The sequence below is a fragment of the Akkermansiaceae bacterium genome, assembly GCA_024233115.1.
Lineage (GTDB): Bacteria > Verrucomicrobiota > Verrucomicrobiia > Verrucomicrobiales > Akkermansiaceae > Oceaniferula.
Map to the genome: position 1 here is coordinate 522,419 of JACKQB010000004.1, position 19,731 is coordinate 542,149.

Consider the following 19,731-nt stretch of genomic DNA (forward strand, 5'->3'; position numbering starts at 1 on the left):
GACGGAGCTGTGGTTTTCATAGGGCATGTCCACTGCAGCCGAGCCACTGATCCAATACCTTCGTCAACTGGAGTCACAGGGGCAGACGCATGTCAGTATTGATGATGAGTCACGTAAAATCCTGCGTGCGTTCTACATCCGGGCGCGCGCTGGCACCCCTGCAAAACAAGCCCGCGCACCCAAGGGCTCCAAGCCTGCCGTCGCGCGACCCACTGACGAGCCGACGTCGACCCGAGCGCAAGTCCCGGCGCTGGTGGTCACAGGAAACACACCGGCTGAAAAAATTGACTCGCTCAAGCGACAGGTCACCAGGTGGGCACCCGTGCTGGCCCAAAAAGACCTGCGCAAAACGATGGTGTTCTCCGTCGGCAACCCGTCGGCGGATGTCATGCTTGTCGGCGAGGCACCCGGTTACGATGAAGAGCGCTTGGGCGAACCCTTTGTCGGCAAAGCCGGTCAAAAACTCGACGGTATCCTCAAGGCCATGGGTATCGACCGCAGGAGTGTCTATATTTCCAACATTGTCAAATTCCGTCCGGCGATGCCCAACCAGACAACAAATAACCGCAAGCCGACCAAGGAGGAAATGGATGCCTGTTTGCCATTTATTCATGAGGAGGTCAAGGTGGTGGCACCCAAGGTGATCATCGCGCTTGGCGGCACCGCAGCGCAGGCGTTGTTGAATTGTGATCAACCGGTTGGCAGCATGCGCGGATGTTTTCACGATTACGCCGGGATTCCGCTCCGGGTCACTTACCATCCCTCCTACATCCTGCATAATGAGGCGACCTCAGAGAAACGCAAGCTCTGGGAAGACATGCTGGCTGTGATGGATCTACTGCGGATGCCAATCAGTGAGAAACAACGTGGTTATTTTCTAACAAATTAAACAAGATGCAGCTACTCGTTATCACGGTGGGCGGGACGATCGACAAGGTCTACTTCGATGCCACCTCGGAATACGAAGTCGGGGAGCCCACGGTCCCCCATATCTATCAAAGTGCCGGTGTGAGCCTGGAGTATGAGATGGTGTCCCTGATGAGAAAGGACAGCCTGGAAATGGATGATGCCGACCGCGCGCGCGTGCGCGAGGCCTGTGAACGGGCAACACAAAACAACATCCTCATCACCCACGGCACCGATACCATGACGGTCACCGCCGAGGCACTGGCAGGCATCGAAGGAAAAACCATTGTGCTTACCGGTGCCATGGCTCCGTCAAGATTCCGCGAAACCGACGCCGTATTCAACATCGGCTGTGCCACCGGTGCCGTCCAGGCCATGCCGCCCGGCGTCTATATCGCCATGAACGGCCGGATTTTCCCCGCTGGGAAGGTGAGGAAAAACCGCGATGCCCGCTGTTTCGAATCAACCGATTAGATGGCGGGCCACCACAGCTGGAGTCTGGTCACGGACGGCGTGATCTGAAAAGTCGGTGAATCCATGCTTGCACCGAACCGCTCACTTCATAACGTCCGGTCATGCCAACAAGCCATCCATTTCTCGCTGAAGATTACCACATCCGCTGGTCCACACTGACCCCCGACCACGTTGAGGCCGATATCGACGAAGGCCTTCGACTGGCCGAAGAGAAGCTCGATATACTCCGTAAGCTCCATGTCGATGAGCTCACTTACGAAAATACCTTTGCCGCCCTCGAGGTCGCATCCGAGCCGCTCGACCGCGCATGGGGACGGCTGAACCACCTCGATTCGGTCTGCAATAACGAGGCGCAACGCGTCGCCCTCAATGCCGTGCTGCCCAGGGTCACCGCCTTCTACTCAGCCATCCCGCTCGATGATGCCATTTGGGCCAAACTGAAAGCCTTCTCAGAGTCCGCGGCCGCCAAGTCACTGGACGCTACCCAGACACGCTTTGTCGAGGAAACATGTGCCAGCTTCATCCGGTCGGGTGCCGATCTTCCCGCCGATAAAAAGGCCCGCGTCGCCGAGGTGCAGGCCCGCCTTTCCGAGATCACCCAGAAGTTCAGTGAGAATGTGTTAGACTCAACCAACGCCTGGGAACTGGTCATCGACGATGAGTCCCGCCTGGCCGGACTCCCCGATTCGGCCAAGGCTGGCGCCGCCGCCGATGCCGCCGCCAAGGGTCACGCAGGGAAGTGGCGTTTCACCCTGCAATACCCATCCATGGGGCCCGTGATGCAATACGCCGACGATGATTCCCTGCGTAAGGAAATCTGGGAAGCCAGCTGCACCGTCGGTCGCGATGGGGATTACGACAACAGCGGGATTATTTGGGAAATTCTGGCTCTCCGACAGGAAAAGGCTGAGTTGTTGGGCTATCAAAACTTCGCCGACCTGACGCTTGAGCGGCGGATGGCTGGCAATGGTGCGACCGCTGTTCAATTCACCGACGACCTACACCGCAGGATTGTCGATCAATTCAAGGAGGACAACGACGGGCTGCAGGCGTGGAAGGCCGCCCAAACCGGTGAAGAGCCCGCCCTGCTGCAACCGTGGGAAGTCGGCTACTGGGCGGAGAAACGCCGCAAGGCCGAGTACGATTTTGATGAAGAGGAACTCCGCCCCTACTTCCCTCTACCCAGCGTGATGGACGGGATGTTCGGTATTGTCAGCAAACTCTACAACATCCGTATCGAAGAACGCCAGACCGGCGGGGACATCGAGACCTGGCATCCCGAGTGCCGGTTCTATGATCTTTATGACAACGCTACCGAAGAGTTGTTAGGGTCGTTCTATGCCGACTGGCATCCGCGTGAGAGCAAACGCGGCGGTGCCTGGATGAATTCCTTTGAAACCGGGCTTCCACCCGTAGGCGACCAACCACGTGAGCCCCACCTTGGCCTGATGGTGGGCAATATGACCAAACCCATCGGCGACAAACCAGCCCTCATGGATCATCGTGAGGTTGAGACGATCTTCCACGAGTTTGGCCACCTGCTGCACCACTTGTTAGGAAACGTCACCATCAAGTCCCTCTCCGGCACCAACGTCGCCTGGGACTTCGTCGAGCTCCCTTCCCAGATCATGGAGAACTTCTGCTGGGACCGCGAAAGCCTCGACCTCTTTGCACGCCATTACGCAACCGGCGAAGCCATTCCTGAAACGCTCTATCAGAAAATGATTGCAGCTAGAAACTACCGCAGCGCCGCGGCCTACATGAACCAGCTCGCCAATGGCAAACTTGACCTGTCGCTCCACATCGACCTCCCCAAATACCAAGGCCGTGACCTGGACGAGGTGGACCGCGAAATCCTGGCCGATTACAAAATGCCACTGGCCACACCGAGCCCCACAATCGCCCGTAAATTCAGCCACCTGTTCAGCTCACCCACCGGCTACGCGGTCGGGTATTATTCCTACAAATGGGCAGAGGTGTTGGACGCCGATGCCTTCACCCGTTTCCAGAAGGAGGGCATCCTCAACCAGGAAACCGGCCAGGCATTCCGGGAGTGCATCCTCAGCAAGGGCAACTCAGCTCCCGCCGAGGAACTCTACCGCGACTTCATGGGCCGCGACCCGGACCAGACCGCCCTGCTCGAGCGCTCTGGTCTGGCATAATCACCCATGACCCGATAGAAGGTCAACGCATTCAACGGCACCCTAACAGACATGCAGCAACGAGTTCGCCATCCCGGTCTGGTCATCTGTGTCATCGTCCTCACGCTGTCACATCCGTTGTCTGTCGCTGCGGTCGCTGTGCGGCCAGACTGGTCGGGGTTCTTCAACCGGTATAAGGCCGAAGGCACGATAGTCGTATCCGATGAACGGTCTGGCTCGGCGTCGGACATGGTATTCAACGCGCATCGCGCCAAAAAACGATATTCACCTGCATCGACATTCAAGATACCACACGCTCTTTTTGCCCTGGAGGCGGGGGCCATTCGGGACGAATTCCAGACAATCAAGTGGGACGGTAAGGTAAGGGCATCCCCTGCATGGAATCATGATCAGAACCTCCGCTCATCCATGCGGCATTCCGTTGTCTGGGTGTATCAGAAATTCGCACATGAAATGGGTGAGCAGAAGGAGCGGGATTATTTGGAAAAGGCCCAATACGGAAACCAGGACCCAACAGGAAAAAACCCGTTTTGGGTCGAGGGAAACCTCCGGATCTCTGCCGTAGAACAGATAGCATTCCTCAAAAAACTCTACAGGAACAAACTCCCGTTCAGCGTTGCCAACCAACGACTGGTAAAGGATGTCATGCTGATAGAGGCGGGGCGCGATTGGATACTGCGCGGTAAGAGCGGCTGGAGCGGCACCATTGGATGGTGGGTCGGCTGGGTGGAGCATCCAGACGGACCGGTGTTTTTCGCTTTGAACATTGATACCCCCCATCGCCTTGCTGACCTGCCAAAGCGAGAAACCATTGCCCGGGCTGTCCTTTCCTCATTGGCTGCCCTCAAACCAAACACGGAACAACCCGACGGCCCCTCCCGTGAATGAGATGGGAACGATCGACATGCGGACGTTCATAGCAGGTATCGTATACCGGTTGGAGCGGCTAGCGCCAGTGTGGAGCGCAGCTCGTGTAGCGAAGGATTTGCATCCTTCGTCGGTGAGCGCTTCGATGACCCGTTCACCGACGAAGAGTATAGACTCTTCGCTACAGGAAACTACATGGTCATTTAGCCAAAAAATCATAATAATTTGTAACCACAGCAAAGAGATTGCGAATAAGATGTTACATCATGATATACACAATGACCAAAGCGCGTTCCCTGGCAGCCGCGACAACACTATTCGGATCGCTCGCCGGAGGATCACCTGCTGCTGTTTTATTAACTCCCTTTGATGGCGTGACAGGAATCACGGTCTCCTCAAACATAATAGAAGTCGGCACCCCAAGCGCGTCTCAAGGTGACAATAGTTGGTCTAGTGTTGAAGGACCAGAACTCGCCATTGACGGCCTAACTTCAACCAAGTATCTAAATTTTGCGAAGTTCAATACAGGGTTACTGATTACACCAACAATTGGTTTGACACAAATCTCATCAATTCTTCTAACCTCCGCAAACGATGCCCCATCAAGAGACCCCGCCTCCTATGTGTTAATGGGGACTATGCTTAATGGCAGTCTGACTGTTAGTGACTATGACCTTATTTCGAGTGGCTCCGTCCCCTCATTTTCAGCAAGACTCACGGAGCAAAGCATCCATGTAGATGCCACTGAATCTTACACTGCTTATCTTTTATACTTCCCGACGGTCAGTGACGAATCCAATGCAAATTCCATGCAGTTATCCGAAGTACAATTTACTGGTATTGCCATACCTGAACCCACATCCATTCTCCTTCTTGGCATTGGCTGTTTGGGCTTCGGCTTCGGACGTTCGCGCCGCTAAATGCCGAATCGGGTGGGTGGGAGGTTCTAACTCCCCCACACCACCGGCCCCGGCGATACGGGTTAACCTTCGGCTAAAAAGAGGGTGACATCCCACGTGTTGCGGCATTGCTTCGCCACGCACTTATTTTTCTAACACGATCACACACTCAAGGTGGCGTGTCTGGGGGAAGAGGTCGAAGGGCTGGACTTCCTTGAGTTGGTATCCGGCGGTTAGAAACTCCTTGAGGTCGCGCATCTGGGTGGCGGGGTTGCAGGAGACGTAGACGACTTTGCCGGGGCCGAAGGCGCACTACTACGGGACAGACCTTCTGTAAAGCCTTCGGCTTACGCGATAGGGGCGAGGGGAACGGGGAGGACGCGGGCGGCTAATCCTCCGTCACTTTCGAGCCCCACCAGTCTTTGTTAGGCTTGAAATCGGGGTCGAGGAAACGGGCGTGTTGTTTCTCAAGGGCCGGCTTCTTTTTGGTGGCGACGGCTTTGTCTTGCGCCTTTCGTTTTCCGGCGTTGAAACGTTTGTCCGGCTTCGGGATGCGGGCGCCGGTTTCCTTGAGCCAGTCGTTGAGTTCCTTGCGCATGGTCTGGGCGATCTCGGGTTGTTGGGCGGCGAGGTCGTTCTGTTCACCGATGTCTTTGGACAGGTGGTAGAGTTCATCCCGACCGTCCTCGTAGTAATGGATCAGTTTCCAATCGCCCTTTTTAATGATCGCCGATGGCTCGCCGCCCTGGTTTCCGTAGTGGGGGTAGTGCCAGAAGAGCGCGCGGTTTTTGATGCTTTTTCCCTTGAGAAGAGGAACCAGGCTGACGCCGTCGACGTGCTGTTTAGGAAGGAGGGGGAGGCCGGCCAGTTCGAGCATGGTGGGGTAGAAATCGGTGCCTGTCACCGGAGTGGAGCAGGTGGATTGGCCCCTGGTCATACCCGGGGCCTTGATGTAGTACGGCTGGCGGATGCCTCCTTCCCACTGGCGCCCCTTGCCGCCGCGCAATGGCAGGCAGGAGGTGGCAAAGGCATCACCGGAGGAAACGCCACCGTTGTCGGAGGTGAAAATCACCACGGTGCTAGCGGCGAGGCCTAGGTCGTCGAGCTGTTTGAGAACGATGCCCACCGCGTTGTCCATCGACTCCATCATACCGGCGTAGATCGGGCAGTCCTGCACCTGTCTAACAGGCATGGTGCGGTCGATGAGAAAACGGTCCCCCTTGTGTGGGTTTTGCTGTGCCTTGTCACGGTATTTTTTCCAAAGTGCGGGTGTGGTCTGGATCGGGCCGTGTACGGAGTAGAACGAAAGATAGGCAAGGAAGGGTTTGTCCTTGTTTGTTTTGATAAATGCCGCGGTTTCATTAGCGAGCCGGATCGGCAGGGACTCACCGGCGGGTCCGTCTGTTAGCTTGGGGTTTTTATACGGGGAGAAATACCCCCCTGGCGGCGAGCCGCGGTCATGGCCTCCCTGGTTGACTTGAAAACCGTGTTGTTCAGGTCCGAGCTTACCGATGTGCCACTTGCCGGCAAAGAAGGTCCGGTATCCTCCCGCCGCGAGGGCCTCGGCCAGGGTGGTATCGTTTGGGTCGAGTTCATGGCTGTATGCAGCTGGTAACACCTTGTCATTGCGGTTCCACTTTGTTCCTGACGCAGCGCCTATCCAATCGGTGACACCGTGCCGGGCCGGGTATTTGCCCGTCATGATACTTGCCCGCGACGGAGAGCAAACCTGGCAGGTGGAATAGCCCTGTGTGAAACGCATCCCGTCACGCGCAATGCTGTCGATGTTAGGTGTTTCATGAAACGTCGAGCCTTCACCGGATAGATCCATGATCCCGAGGTCATCGGCGAGGATGAACACGAAGTTGGGTTTTTGGGTTTCGGCAAAGGCAAGGACGGAGGAGAGGAGGAACAGAGTGATGGTTTTCATGAATGGCATCAATGGAAGTCGGCGGTATACTGGGACGGGGCAGTGCGGGGCGGGCGCCTACTTTTTAGGTGGCAGTGCGCCCTTGGCGAGGGTTTTTACCGCATACAGGGAAGTTCTCGCGGTGATAAACAGCGTATCAAATTCCTTGCCGCCAAAACATACGTTGGCGGGTTGTTCCAGGGTGGGGATGAGGCCGAGTTTTTTGCCTTCCTTGTCAAAGACATGCACGCCGCCCTTGGAGGTGGTGTAAATATTCCCCTTGGTGTCGATACACATGCCATCGCATCGGATCGGGATTTCAAAGGCGGGTTTTTCAGCAAGCCCGTTTTCCAACACATCAAACACCCTGATGACCCCAACCCTGCCGGTGTCTGCGATGTAGAGACGTTTTTCATCGGGGGAGAAAGCGATTCCGTTAGGCATGTCGAAGCCCTTGTAAACGACGGTGACGTTTTTCGTTCGGGGGTCCAGCCGGAACACCCACCTGCCGGGGATCTCTCCGGGTTTACCATTTAACCCGTATGAAGGATCGGTAAACCAGATCGTACCGTCGGACTTGATCGCCAGGTCATTGGGCGAGTTGAATTTTTTCCCCTCGAACTTGTCAGCCAGGACCGTGATGCCGCCGTCATTTTCGGCCCGGATGACGTTGCGCCCCGAGTGCTGGCAGCTGAGCAGTCGGCCCTGGAGGTCCAGCAGGTTGCCATTGGTCTGCGCGACCTTGCGGAATGGCTTGAGGCCGTCTTTTCCCGACCACTGCATTAACATGCTGTTAGGTATATCACTGAAAACCACTCTTTCGGTTTCCGGCAGCCAGACCGGTCCCTCTGTGAACTTCATCCCGGTGGCAAGTTGTTTGACAACGGCGTCTGGCGCGAGGATGCCAGCTGGCCGTGATTCTTGCCCCTGTGCGATCAGGACCAGAAAAGGAAGCATGCAGAACGATGTGAGGTGTTTTTTCATCAGGGTGACACCATGTGATTGGAAACCGGATCAATCAAGCCAGAAGGTGGGATCATGCTTGCTTTTTGGTGGTGACGGGTGTTGCTTGGAGTCACTGGAAAACCTCCAGACCCAATCCTAACAAATACGCTGATGAAAAAGTGTCTCCATCATATTCTAGCCATCTCCCTGCTGTCCGGGTTCACGGCATGTCAGGAGAAAAAACAGGAACAAACGCACGGTGATACAGCCACCGGAGCGACAACGGAATCCGGTCGGGAACAGGAACTGCTTACACGGGGCGGCGAAGCATCAGCTGCCCTGCTGGGCTCACTGGGCCCCAAACTGAAGGCGGCACTCCAAGCCCGGGGACCGGTGCACGCGCTTACGGTCTGCCAACAACTCGCCCAGCCATCGACGGGGGAGGTGTCCGGTAAATTCGAAGGGTTGAGTATCAGCCGGGTTTCCCTGAAAGCCCGGAACCCCGACAACGCTGCGGACGAGCTCGACCAGGAGGTGCTTCACACCTGGGAAAAACAGGTGGCCAGTGGTGCCGGGGTGCCGGCCGACGTGATACGTTACAAAGACGACAAGTCAGCGGTGTTTTATCGTGCCATCATGACCCAGGATGTATGTATGAAATGCCACGGCGATCCCGCGACCTTCTCCAGGGAGCTTGCAGACAGGCTGGCCGAGCTTTATCCCGGGGACATGGCAACGGGATATGCCACGGGTCAGCTGCGTGGCGCGTTCCGGGTCGAGTTCGAGGCCGCGGCGGAGTGACGCGCGCCTGGCCTTGTTCGCCTTATTCGCCTTTGGGGTCGGCGGCGTCCATCCTGACCAGCTTGGTGATGGTGCGCACCGGGTAGGAGGCGCCGTTTTTCGTAACATAGTCGTGGTTCCACGAAAGCCGGACCGCGTCGCCTTTTTTCAGCGCATTGATGATGACCAGGGTGTCATCCGGGACCTTGGCGTTACCCAGCTGGTCTTGCACCATGGTGAGAAAGGTGGTGGCCTTGGGGTCGCCATATTTCCCGGGTTTCTGGTAATCGAGGTACTTGGTGACCGTGAATGTCGCCACCTTGCCGCCATGGGTGCATTTGTCAGGGCAGAGGGCTGTGAGGTGGCGGCATTTTTGGAAACGGATCCCGTCGAACGTCGCCAGGGTGACGTGACTGGAAAGTAGCTTCCGCACCTCGGCGGGTTTGGTGGGGACGGGTGCCTTTTCATCGGCAAAGACGGTGAGCAGACACACAGCGAAGGCGGTAATGGTCAGGTTTATGGATTTCATGGTTACTACTATGACACATCCGACGAACATTCCTTAGCAAATACGCTGGTTTTTTACAAAAGGAGCCAAGCCGGACACCCCGCACTGACAGTTGGTGGTTGGGTTTTGCGATCAAATGACACCGAGTAACCGCACCGCCTTGTCGGCCACGATCGTATCCTGGTTATGGCCCAGCTTGGTGAGGAAACGATGTTCTTTGGCCAGCAGCATCCGCAGGCGCCTCTGCCAATCTTCCGCCGTGTCGTCATTGGGCACCTTGGCGAAGCTGAGCAACACGTCCAGTATCTCAGCCTGCACACCCACCCCGGCGATAGCCAGGATCTCCATCAGAAATGGGAAACAGGGCTCAGCGGCTGGATAAACCCCACCCGAACACAGTGCCAGCCATAAATCGTGGCTCGCCTTCATGGCACGCGCCTCTTTGCGCGATGCCAGGTTCTCGAGAATTTTCGGTACATGCTTTTTCGACGCCGGGGAGGATTGGTATTGCTCCCAGCGGACCTCGCGTAATCTCATCCACAGTGAATCTGCCACGCCCGGGGTTGTAGCAGAACGTGCGATAATTCCAAGATCATGCTTTGTGAGATGTTTTCTGGTAATTATGGATGGATTTGTAAGAATGTTTGGGCTATACGCTTATACATAACACATAACCCGAGCTATCGTGCCCGGTCCGATCCACTCAACATCACCACATTATGTCATCCCAACTCAACCGCCGTACATTCATCACCAAGCTTGGCTTCGCCGGAGCCGCGACCCTCGGGTTTCCCAGCATCGTCAGAGGACAGAACCTCAACAGCAAGTTACAAGTCGGCTTTGTCGCCACCGGAGGCAAGGCCAACGAGCACCTGAACCAGTGCCACAAACACGGGCTTCAGTGTATAGCCTTTGCGGATATTGATAAAAACGCATGGAAAAACGCGCTCAATAAAAAAGGCTGGGGCGGCGCCAAGGGGTATAGCGATTGGCGTGAGCTGTTCAAGAACCACGGCGAGGAGCTCGACGTCGTTTTTGTGGCAACTCCGGACCACTCCCACTTCGCACCCACCATGACCGCCGTTTCCATGGGTATTCACTGTTACACGGAAAAGCCACTGACATGGTCGGTCAAAGAAGCCCAGCTGCTCACCGCCGCCTACCTGGCAAACCCGAAAGTCGTTACCCAAATGGGCAACCAGGGACATGCCGGCAAGGGATGGCGCATGGTTTACGATTACGTCAAGGCCGGTGCGCTCGGTGATATCACCGAATTCCATACCTGGACAAACCGTCCCATCTGGCCGCAGGGCGGCAAACGCCCGGAAGGATCCGACCCCATTCCTCCGAATGTCGATTGGGAATCATGGATTGGACCCGCACCGATGCGTCCGTTCAAAAAAGGTGCCTATCACGCCTTTGCGTGGCGTGGTGTGACCGATTTCGGCTCCGGTGCACTCGGTGACATGGCGTGTCATACCACCGACGGCATCTACGCCATCATGGACCCCGGGTACGCCGCCACCAGCGAGCCGCTCTATATGAGTGGACCGGTCGGTGACCAGTTCCCCAGCGGCATGAGCGTCAAGGCCACCTACCGCGCGACCAAGGACCGTCCGGGATTTGCCACCTACTGGTACGAGGGTAAAAAGGCCGACGGCAGTGACAATATGCCCGCAACACCGGAGGAGCTGTTAGTCGATAAGAAGGCACTGCCCCGCACCGGAAACCTGATCATCGGCACCAAGGGCAAGATGCTGGTGCAGGGCGACTACTGGAACAGCCCACGTCTGATCCCCGAGTCATTCCGTCGTCAATTCGGTCGACCCAAACAACTCCTTGAACAGTCACCGGGTCATCACGAGGAATTCTTCATGGCCTGCCGCGGGGACAAGCCGCGCGAGTTCAGCAAGTCGAACTTTTCCTACTCAGGTCCCATGACCGCCAACATCCAGCTTGGCAACCTCAGTGCCCGGGCAGGCAAGAAACTCGAGCTCAACGAGCAGGGTGTGATCACCAACGACCCCGCCATCAACGATCTCGCCTGGCGCGAGCCACGCAAGGGATGGGGTCCCATGGTCCAGAAAATTTAGTCCTCATTTAGACTTCATCACCCGATCAGGCTGCTGCATACTCGTCACCCATGAAGCTTAACGCGGATGTTGGTGAGGGTATGGGTAATGACGAGGCCTTGTTCCGCTGGATTGACATGGCCAACATCGCCTGTGGTTACCACGCCGGTGACACCGGCCTGATGGCGCGCACGGTGGACCTCGCCGTTACCTACGGCGTCGCTGTCGGCGCGCATCCGGGTTATCGCGACCGCGAGGGTTTCGGGCGCCGGTCCGTGGCTCATCTTCCGGGGGAAATCGAGCGACTGGTGCTGGACCAGGTGGAAGCCCTGGATGCAGTGTGCCGTGAGCAAGGGACCCAGGTGCAGTATGTCAAACCGCATGGTGCCCTCTACCACGATATGATGCAGCGGATGGATGTGCTCGAGGAGATTCTGCAAGCGCTGTGCAAGCTCGCTGGAAAAATCCCCTTGATGGTGATGGCGCGGACCCAGGACGCTGCAGAGAAACTGCTGGCGCTCAAATTCGGGGTGCCGCTGCTCTTTGAAGCCTTTGCCGACAGGGCTTACACAGATGACGGGACGCTGGTGGACCGCAGCCTGGAGGGTGCTGTTTTCACGACACCCGGGCCCATGATTGCCCAGGCCCGACAAATCGCCAGCCAGGGCTCCGTGACCACGGCCAGCGGTAAGGTTCTGCCATTGCGGGCCGACTCCATCTGTGTGCACGGCGACAACGAGGCGTCCATCGCGGCGGCGAAACAAATCTACCTGTCACTCAGAACATAATGGCTGGACCCGTCAGGTTGGTGGATGTGTCTGAAACCGCGATGATGCTGTATCTGGCGGAGGTGATCGATGTCGCGTTGGCACCCGTGATTGGTCGAATCATTCACAGGATTGAGTCCGAGTGCAGCGATGTGTTGGAAATAACACCGTCCTATACGTCGATTCTCGTGGAGACATCAGCGACAGGCGACGCTTTGCAGCACACAAGGAATATATTGTTAGAAATTGCCTGTGAGGAGTTAAATCGACCGGTTTCCCAACAGCATGTTCCGTCAGGAAAACTGATCGAGCTTCCCGTCTATTACCACCCTGATGTCGGGCCGGATCTACAGCTGCTTGCCGATCATGCCATGCTTACCGTGGACGAGGTGATCGCCATTCACTCGGGCAGGGACTACACCGTCTGTGCGATTGGTTTTGCGCCCGGGTTTGCCTTTCTGGCCGAGGTGGATGAGAGGATTGCCATGCCACGTCACCAGCGACCGCGCATGCAGGTCCCGGCCGGCAGCGTCGGTATCGCCGACCGGCAAACGGCTGTCTATCCCAACGCATCCCCGGGTGGTTGGAACTTGTTAGGGTCCTGTCCGGAGCAACTTTACAACCCTGGAAACACCCCCACATGTCCCTTTGAAATCGGTGACCGGGTGCGCTTCGTACCAATTGACCGTGACACCTACATGGAAAGGGGTGGCCGTGCCTAAGGGAGCACATAACAAGCCGGGCCTGACCGTCGTACGACCAGGGGTGCATACAAGCCTGCAGGACCTGGGGCGCTTCGGATGTACCCGCTACGGCATGAGCCAAGGCGGAGCCGTTGACCTCCACGCCCACGCCTGGGCGAACAAGCTGCTCGAAAATCCGGCGCATTGCGCGACCCTTGAAATCACCATCGGCATGGCCCGGTTCCTCGCGGAGGCAGATCTGCAACTCGCCATCACCGGAGCCGACATGCAGGCTCGGGTCAATGACAGCCCAGTGGGAAATTGGTGTTCGTTTTCCATCAAACGCGGCCAGAGCCTGACCCTGAAGGCAGCAAGCCGCGGTATGCGAGCTTATCTCGCTGTACAAGGGGGGGTTCATGCGGTGCCTGTGCTGGGTAGTGTCTCTACCGTTGTGCGCAACCAGTTAGGAAGCCTGCTTGCCGAGGGTGATTTTTTGTCGGCTGATGTTTGCAAGCCCGGGTCAGCACGTCATGTGCCCGCCCGCTATATTCCGCAATACAGCGACGAGATCGAACTGCGCGTCATCGAGTCCGGTCAGGTGGCGGATTTTTCGCCGGAAGCACTACGGCAGTTCTATGGATCGGTCTACACGGTCACCCAGGACTGTGACCGCATGGGTGTCCGACTGGAAGGAAACCCGATCCCCTCCACCACAGGCGGCGTCATCTCCGAAGGCATCGCTCTCGGTGCTGTTCAAATCCCTGCCGACGGGCAACCGATCATCCTCCTTAACGACCGCCAGACCCTCGGGGGCTATCCCAAACCCGGTTGCATCGCCCGTATCGACCTCCCCCGTCTTGCCCAGGCCCGACCCGGGACACGCATCCGCTTTTCCTCTATTTCACTGGCCGAGGCACGCCGTCAATGGCAGGCGTTCAGGAGGTTTATGTTAGACTGACACCATCATGCCAGGTGTCGGATTAATACAATCTAACATTTGGCTGCCAATCAAACTCCTGATCGAGGGGAAACAGCGGGCGGGCGACGTTCTGGTAATCAATTCCCCTGATATCCGGGTTGACGCCCCCCTCGCTGAGCAGAAGAACATGGCTGGCGGCCATCGCCCTGAGCTCGGGCTCCAGGTAGCCGATTTTCACCACGGTGACATCGGACTCTAACGGGTCGAGTCCCAGGCCGAGAAAATCCTCGCGCAAATGATACGGACGGCGTCGTGCCGAGAGAATGATTGAGACGTTGCCGACGCGCACAACCGCCTCCGGCCCCATGCGCTTATCGCGGTCCGATACTGTGGAAACGCAACCCGTCACCAGCAAGGGTCGACTGTGAACCGGGTCAAGTTTACCGCCAAGCGAAAGGCTCACCTCCGCTCCTTCGCCTGCTGCAACACATGCATTCACGGCTTCTGCATCAGGGATGCTGGCAAAAATGACCGACTTTTCCAACGTATCCGGACACTCTATCAGTGATCGTAAAACCCCCGTTGTATCCCCGGTGCCACCGGCGGTCGGGTTATCGCCGGCATCACTCAGAAACACCGGAGCCGTCAAGCGGTCGAGCTGCCTCAACGCGGCCTCCACCGTCATCGCGGGTGAGAGAAACTGGAATTCACTGCGTCTCTTCCAGTATCGTGCTGCAAGCTCCCCGGCTATCGATGCAATGCTATTCCGGTCAGTTCCCGTCACCACCACCGATGCCATGGCGCGCGGCTGATCCGCCCACGGATACCCCGCCCAGAGGGATACATCCCAGACCGCATCAGCTGTCATCTCGTCGAGACCCGCCCAGAGGCTACGCCCCGGCTCAACCTCCGTGCTGGTCATTTCCCCTGATAGCAAAACAGGAATTCCCACCCAGGCGCGTGATGGCATCTCCCCCGTGCTGAGGATGCGCTCTAACATCCTGGCAGCCCGTTGGCGGGTTTCGAGGACATCGACATGGGGTGCGGTGCGATAAGCTGTGATGGCATCCAAATTGGCGATCAGTTCCGCGGACACATTACCGTGCAAATCCTGGCTACACGCAATGGGAGTACGTTTGCCGAGCAGCTCCCGGATTCCTAACAACAAGTCCAACTCCGCATCATCAAGCCCCTCCACGGTCATAGCACCGTGGATATCGAAATAGAATCCATCCGACTCCTGCCTGGACAGGAGTTCCAGGATTTCGCGCTTCATCCGTTCGTAGGCATCACGACTGACCACGCCACCCGGCATGGCCCGGAAGTGTGCCAGCGGTATCCAGTCGATGCCCCTGGCCCACGCCTCGTCGCCACCCACCCACGGGTAGCGGCAAAGCATCTCATCTCCGCGTGTTGCCAGGAAATCATCATACTGCGTGATCAGCGGACTGAATGTGCCGCTCTCAATATGGATGCCGGCGATGGTGACCCTCGGTTTTTTCATCGTCTGTCTTTACCTCGCCCGGCCTCCGGTTCCAAGCCCTCGATCGCAGGGCCAGACACTTGCTCATGGTGCCTTGGCGTTTTACTGCGGTGGCTTACAGCCCTTCTACCTCCCATCCTTTGCGATAAGTGCGGCGCACGAACTGGTTGGCGTCCGGGACGTTGGTAAAACGCATACGTTCTGCCTGCCAGTGGAGTGTCTGACCGGGGAACCTTAATGCGATGGTTCCCATCAACACCATTTCCGTCGCGCGGGCGGCATAAGGAAACGACGAGTGGGTCTTACCCCCGTTTTTACCGAGGATGGCATCGATAAACTGGTGATAGTGGTGTTGCGGCGCGAGCTTCGGCGGCCTGACCTGGGCAAATTTTTCCCGGGGGAAAAGCCGGGGGCTGCCGCTATGGACAAGCATCATGGCTCCGTCTTCCCCAATCATCAAAACCCCCTGCTGCGGCCACTCATTGCCGTCGATAAACTTGCGCAGGCCGGCAGGTGGGTATTTTCCACCATCCGACCAGGTGAGCTTGATGGTGTCGCCTGTTGTTTGGTCGGTCCCCGGGTAAACATACTCAACCACCTGCCAGCGCGGGAAGGTTTCGATGCGGCGGGCGGGATCGGCTGCCCATTCGGGCTCGACCTCGGCCTTGACGGAGAGCGGCATACCCAGCCCGAGCGAGCGAAACGGCATGTCCATGATGTGGCAACCCATGTCGCCGAGCCAACCGCAGCCAAAGTCCTGCCAGCCACGCCACCAGGTCGGGTGATAGACGCCCTTGACGTATGGCCGTTCCGCTGCGGTACCGAGCCAGCCATTCCAGTCGACATTGGCGGGGACCGGATCGCTGTTTGCGGGCCGGGGGCCTTTCGGGCGGTATTGCTCAGGTGGCTTGTTCGACCACAGGTAAACCTCCCGGATTCTGCCAATGGCCTGGCTGCGAATCCACTCGACGGCTATTCTTTCACCCATGGTGGATGTCAACTGGGTTCCCATCTGGGTGACCAGTCCTGTTTCGGCGGCTTTGGCACCGATCATCCGCGCTTCGTAAATGTCATGGGTCAGGGGTTTCTGGCAGTAGACGTGGCACCCTTTCGACAACGCCGTCATGGTGATCGGCGCGTGCATGTGGTCGGGGGTTGAGACGTTGACCGAATCAATGTCCTCTTTTTCCAGAAGCTCGCGCCAGTCCTGGTAGAATCTGGCTTGGGGCACCCGCTTTTGCACATCCCGGGCCCGTGCCGTATCGATATCACAGATGGCGACGACCTCGACGTCCGGGTGTGACGAGATCGACGCAAAATCGGCACGTCCCATCCCGCCGACGCCAATACACGCGTGACGGATCTTCTTTGCGGGTGCTGCCATAGCCTGTCCCGACGGAAGAATGGTAGCTCCGAGACCCAGTAAACAGGATTGGGTGAGAAAATGACGACGATCAATCTGGCGGTCCATTATGATAAAACGTAGCCAGCGAGCCCGGGCTTTCACAGGTTTGCTACTGCATTCCCAGTGCCTTGCAACCCTCCTTTCCCAGATAGCGCTCGACCATCCTTGTGGGTGCCTGTTTGAGATCAACCAACACCAGGGCATCTAACGAGTTGTTGAACTCCGGGTCGACGGAAAACTCTAACAAGGTGGCATTGAGTTTCAAGTACTGGCGCAGCAAGACGGGCACCCCTTTTCCGTCGGGCTCGCCAGCTGCAATCCGGGCCGACACCTGCTCGATGTTTTGGAGCCTTGCACTGATATCATCCCCTTCAGGAAAATCCGGCATCTCATGGTACGCGTGCAGCGGATGCACCCAGCGCGCGAGCGTCAGGTTCTTGTGGGTGTTACGCATGTAGCGGACGATGATATCCTGGGAAATCCGGGTGTAATCATCACTGATGCTCACGCTGCCGAAAAGTTTGTGATAGCGCGGGTAACGGGTAATAAAGGAGCCGATACCCTTCCAAAGCAATGCGAGCGGATACATCGACCTCTGGTAACCGGCGGCAACAAACGCCCGGCCAAGCTCGAGCCCGGGACTCAGGAAATCCAGAAACGGCTGCTCGAACTCAAAACCCGAGGCCGTCACCAAGCCACGGGGACCAAACTCCGCCAGGATCAGGTCGGTTCGACCCATCCGGTAGCCCCCGGCAATTTGCCCCAGTTTCGGGTCCCACAGAAACAGGTGCAGGTAATGCGGGTCATACTCATCGAGATCCAGCGCCTTTCCCGTACCCTCGCCAACTTCGCGGAAGGTGGTTTCACGGAGTCGCCCGATCTCGTGCATCACCACCGGGATGGACGGCGCAGGGGCAAGGTAGACCTCCAGGCCACCTTGCGTGGCGAGGGCGCCCCGACCGCTTGCCGTGAGTGCATCCACCTCCTCCCTCAGGGTCGAGGGGTCAGCCGGTGGTGAAATGGGTGTCCAGTCTTGCATGACCTGCCTTGTTTTCGCGCTTAGCTTTTTTGTTTTCATGACGCCTGCATTCTATGACTCAATGCGGCATCTTGATAATAGATTGTTTTTGTTACACTATCGACAAGATCGATGGTCAGTGCGGCCGGCAACGTGACGGAGCCAGCGTTGCCAGGCTAGTCAGCGGTGGGCTTGTTGTTACCGAGTTGCTCACGATAGCGGAGTGTTGATGGCGCCATACCGAAGTCGGCGTCGAGCGATTCTCCGGCGCGCTGGCAGATGCCGCGGATCATCGCAAAATGATGGACGGTGTGGCTTACGAGAAACTGAAGCTCACGACCCAGGGTAGACGATTGCCAAAGCTCACCGGCACCGCCTGCGCAGTTGTTAGCATTGTCCTGGCCCCGTTGTGACGCACCCCCGCAGTCCATTTTTATCAGGACGCTTTTGTTGGGCGTCTGGTCCGCAAGTCGTTCAAGCAACCCGATGATGGTATTGATGCGACTACGGGCGACGTGTGTTTTGTTTTCGACCTGTTGATCCCGGCAGCGGCAATCGTAATCGATTTTCCCCTCACTAACACCCCTGGCAAACGACTCGTAGTGGTCCAGGCAATGGCGTAGATGGCCACCTACGGTCGAGTTGTAAAACATGGGCTCGGCGCGGACATACGAGCCGTCCTCCAGGGCATCGACCAGTGCGGCCGCCTGCTGCAGGTAGTGGAGGTTCGCCTCGATGAGTCCCTTCATGGTTTGATTAGAGGTGCAAGGCGGATTTTTCTTCCCGTGATTATTTTGTTTTCTCTTAATCTTGTCTCGGGAGACTTAATCCTCTCGTTCAAAAAGCTCGGAAAAGACCATGGTTCCCGCTTCCGTTTCGAGTGTGCTGATCACGGTGACATCCTGTGTGGTGTTGATTTTGTTAGCCGCGTTGTTCACCACAATCATCGAGCCGTCCGGCAGGTATCCGACGGCCTGGTGCTCGTCTTTACCGGCGCGCACCAGAGGCAGGCGGATTCTCTCCCCGACGGCGATCTTAGGCTTCAGGGCCTGGTTGAGATCGTTGATGTTAAGTACCGTCACACCCTGCAGGCGCGCGGCCTTGGTCAGGTTCTCATCGGTTGTTAGTAGCTTGGCCGACAGTAAGCGGCAGGCGTGCATCAACCGTGCGTCGTGGGTGTCCGAGCCCGATTCGCTTTCGGAGTCGTGGATCGTGATCCTGAATTTATCCATGGCTTGCAACCTCTCCAAGGTTTCCAGGCCCCGCTGCCCCCTCGCCCGGCGTGAGGACGACGGCGAGTTTGCCATGATGTGGAGCTCCTCGAGCACAAAGCGGGGGATCACCAGGTTGCCCTCGATAAAACCGGCATTCAACACACCAAACAAGCGGCTGTCGGCAATCACATGTGCATCCATCAACAGCGGTGGCCCGGGAGTCGATTCCTTGTGGAAACGAACGTAGGGGATGAGTAGGGAAAAATCATCGCCACCACTGCGTAAGGCCAGCACGGCACCGAGAAAACCGAGTGTGGCATAGAGCATGACGTGGACCCCCAGAATGATCGCGTCGAGCTGCTGCACCTTTCCTGCCAGCGTGCCTTCGATCACACTGACCACGCCGCGCGACAGCAGCCATGCACAAAAGACACCGATGAGCAGGCCGACCGTGGCGTTTGAGAAACCGCGCAGGGTAAACTGCTTCATCAACGATTCAACCAGGATAAAGAAGGCGGCAAGAACCAGGCCGGACACAATACCCAGCCAGATTTTATCAGGGCCGCCGACGTGGTTGGCAATCGCAGCGCCCGCCAACTCACAGATAAGCAGATAAACCAGCCGCGCTGTGTTTACTGAGCGTAAAGCTGTCTTTCTTCGCATGGTTCCACCATGAAGCATCGTATTCAAATGGGCAAGTCAAACTGTTTCCTGTCCGTG

The 19,731-nt window shown here is 57.3% G+C and carries 19 protein-coding genes and 1 pseudogene; 10 read left to right on the plus strand and 10 right to left on the minus strand.

What is annotated here, in order from left to right; translation table 11 throughout:
- Positions 1 to 25 precede the first annotated feature (25 nt).
- From H7A51_13190 to H7A51_13210, 5 genes are all read left to right on the plus strand, one after another.
- The gene (locus tag H7A51_13190; GenBank protein ID MCP5537169.1) at positions 26 to 889 is read left to right on the plus strand and encodes a uracil-DNA glycosylase; all 864 of its coding nucleotides are present in this window, start codon (positions 26 to 28) and stop codon (positions 887 to 889) included.
- Between the two features lie 5 nt (positions 890 to 894).
- Positions 895 to 1,380, plus strand: coding sequence for an asparaginase (locus H7A51_13195; GenBank protein MCP5537170.1), 486 nt, complete (start codon positions 895 to 897; stop codon positions 1,378 to 1,380).
- A 101-nt stretch (positions 1,381 to 1,481) separates the two neighbouring features.
- Positions 1,482 to 3,542 (plus strand): M3 family metallopeptidase, encoded by a 2,061-nt coding sequence (locus H7A51_13200; protein ID MCP5537171.1) that lies wholly within the window; start codon positions 1,482 to 1,484, stop codon positions 3,540 to 3,542.
- Positions 3,543 to 3,593: 51 nt separating this feature from the next.
- The gene (gene blaOXA / locus H7A51_13205; GenBank protein MCP5537172.1) at positions 3,594 to 4,430 is read left to right on the plus strand and encodes a class D beta-lactamase; all 837 of its coding nucleotides are present in this window, start codon (positions 3,594 to 3,596) and stop codon (positions 4,428 to 4,430) included.
- Between the two features lie 608 nt (positions 4,431 to 5,038).
- Positions 5,039 to 5,329, plus strand: a complete 291-nt coding sequence (locus H7A51_13210; protein ID MCP5537173.1) for a PEP-CTERM sorting domain-containing protein — start codon at positions 5,039 to 5,041, stop codon at positions 5,327 to 5,329.
- 123 nt (positions 5,330 to 5,452) lie between these two features.
- Here the strand turns inward: H7A51_13210 and H7A51_13215 are convergent.
- From H7A51_13215 to H7A51_13225, 3 genes and pseudogenes are all read right to left on the minus strand, one after another.
- Positions 5,453 to 5,617: pseudogene (locus H7A51_13215) on the minus strand (SAM-dependent methyltransferase).
- 79 nt (positions 5,618 to 5,696) lie between these two features.
- On the minus strand, positions 5,697 to 7,238 hold the full coding sequence (locus H7A51_13220) for a sulfatase (protein ID MCP5537174.1): 1,542 nt from the start codon (positions 7,236 to 7,238) through the stop codon (positions 5,697 to 5,699).
- A 57-nt stretch (positions 7,239 to 7,295) separates the two neighbouring features.
- On the minus strand, positions 7,296 to 8,174 hold the full coding sequence (locus H7A51_13225; GenBank protein ID MCP5537175.1) for an SMP-30/gluconolactonase/LRE family protein: 879 nt from the start codon (positions 8,172 to 8,174) through the stop codon (positions 7,296 to 7,298).
- A 159-nt stretch (positions 8,175 to 8,333) separates the two neighbouring features.
- On the opposite strand from H7A51_13225, the gene H7A51_13230 reads away from it, so the two are divergent.
- Positions 8,334 to 8,963: a DUF3365 domain-containing protein gene (locus H7A51_13230; GenBank protein MCP5537176.1), complete on the plus strand. Its 630-nt coding sequence runs from the start codon at positions 8,334 to 8,336 to the stop codon at positions 8,961 to 8,963.
- Between the two features lie 22 nt (positions 8,964 to 8,985).
- Here H7A51_13230 and H7A51_13235 read toward each other — a convergent pair whose 3' ends face one another.
- Positions 8,986 to 9,471 carry a hypothetical protein gene (locus tag H7A51_13235; protein MCP5537177.1) on the minus strand — a complete coding sequence of 162 codons (486 nt, stop codon included), beginning with the start codon at positions 9,469 to 9,471 and terminating at the stop codon, positions 8,986 to 8,988.
- Between the two features lie 111 nt (positions 9,472 to 9,582).
- Positions 9,583 to 10,005, minus strand: coding sequence for a hypothetical protein (locus tag H7A51_13240; protein MCP5537178.1), 423 nt, complete (start codon positions 10,003 to 10,005; stop codon positions 9,583 to 9,585).
- A gap of 164 nt (positions 10,006 to 10,169) precedes the next feature.
- Here H7A51_13240 and H7A51_13245 point away from each other — a divergent pair, with 164 nt between their 5' ends.
- From H7A51_13245 to H7A51_13260, 4 genes are read left to right on the plus strand one after another with little or no spacing between them, the layout of a single operon-like run.
- Positions 10,170 to 11,543: a Gfo/Idh/MocA family oxidoreductase gene (locus tag H7A51_13245; protein ID MCP5537179.1), complete on the plus strand. Its 1,374-nt coding sequence runs from the start codon at positions 10,170 to 10,172 to the stop codon at positions 11,541 to 11,543.
- Between the two features lie 50 nt (positions 11,544 to 11,593).
- Positions 11,594 to 12,310, plus strand: a complete 717-nt coding sequence (locus tag H7A51_13250; GenBank protein MCP5537180.1) for a 5-oxoprolinase subunit PxpA — start codon at positions 11,594 to 11,596, stop codon at positions 12,308 to 12,310.
- On the plus strand, positions 12,310 to 13,011 hold the full coding sequence (pxpB, locus tag H7A51_13255; GenBank protein ID MCP5537181.1) for a 5-oxoprolinase subunit PxpB: 702 nt from the start codon (positions 12,310 to 12,312) through the stop codon (positions 13,009 to 13,011). Before H7A51_13250 ends, pxpB begins: the two co-directional genes overlap by 1 nt.
- Before the next feature lie 22 nt (positions 13,012 to 13,033).
- Complete coding sequence (locus H7A51_13260) at positions 13,034 to 13,930, plus strand: biotin-dependent carboxyltransferase (GenBank protein ID MCP5537182.1); 897 nt, start codon at positions 13,034 to 13,036, stop codon at positions 13,928 to 13,930.
- Positions 13,931 to 13,952: 22 nt separating this feature from the next.
- Here H7A51_13260 and H7A51_13265 read toward each other — a convergent pair whose 3' ends face one another.
- The 5 genes from H7A51_13265 to H7A51_13285 form a co-directional block, all read right to left on the minus strand.
- Entirely contained in the window at positions 13,953 to 15,395 is a 1,443-nt protein-coding gene (locus H7A51_13265; GenBank protein MCP5537183.1) for a M81 family metallopeptidase, read from the minus strand.
- 94 nt (positions 15,396 to 15,489) lie between these two features.
- Positions 15,490 to 16,845 carry a Gfo/Idh/MocA family oxidoreductase gene (locus H7A51_13270; protein ID MCP5537184.1) on the minus strand — a complete coding sequence of 452 codons (1,356 nt, stop codon included), beginning with the start codon at positions 16,843 to 16,845 and terminating at the stop codon, positions 15,490 to 15,492.
- Between the two features lie 43 nt (positions 16,846 to 16,888).
- The gene (locus tag H7A51_13275) at positions 16,889 to 17,857 is read right to left on the minus strand and encodes a GNAT family N-acetyltransferase (GenBank protein ID MCP5537185.1); all 969 of its coding nucleotides are present in this window, start codon (positions 17,855 to 17,857) and stop codon (positions 16,889 to 16,891) included.
- A 116-nt stretch (positions 17,858 to 17,973) separates the two neighbouring features.
- Positions 17,974 to 18,546, minus strand: coding sequence for a hypothetical protein (locus H7A51_13280; protein ID MCP5537186.1), 573 nt, complete (start codon positions 18,544 to 18,546; stop codon positions 17,974 to 17,976).
- A gap of 75 nt (positions 18,547 to 18,621) precedes the next feature.
- The gene (locus H7A51_13285; GenBank protein ID MCP5537187.1) at positions 18,622 to 19,674 is read right to left on the minus strand and encodes a hypothetical protein; all 1,053 of its coding nucleotides are present in this window, start codon (positions 19,672 to 19,674) and stop codon (positions 18,622 to 18,624) included.
- Positions 19,675 to 19,731 lie beyond the last annotated feature (57 nt).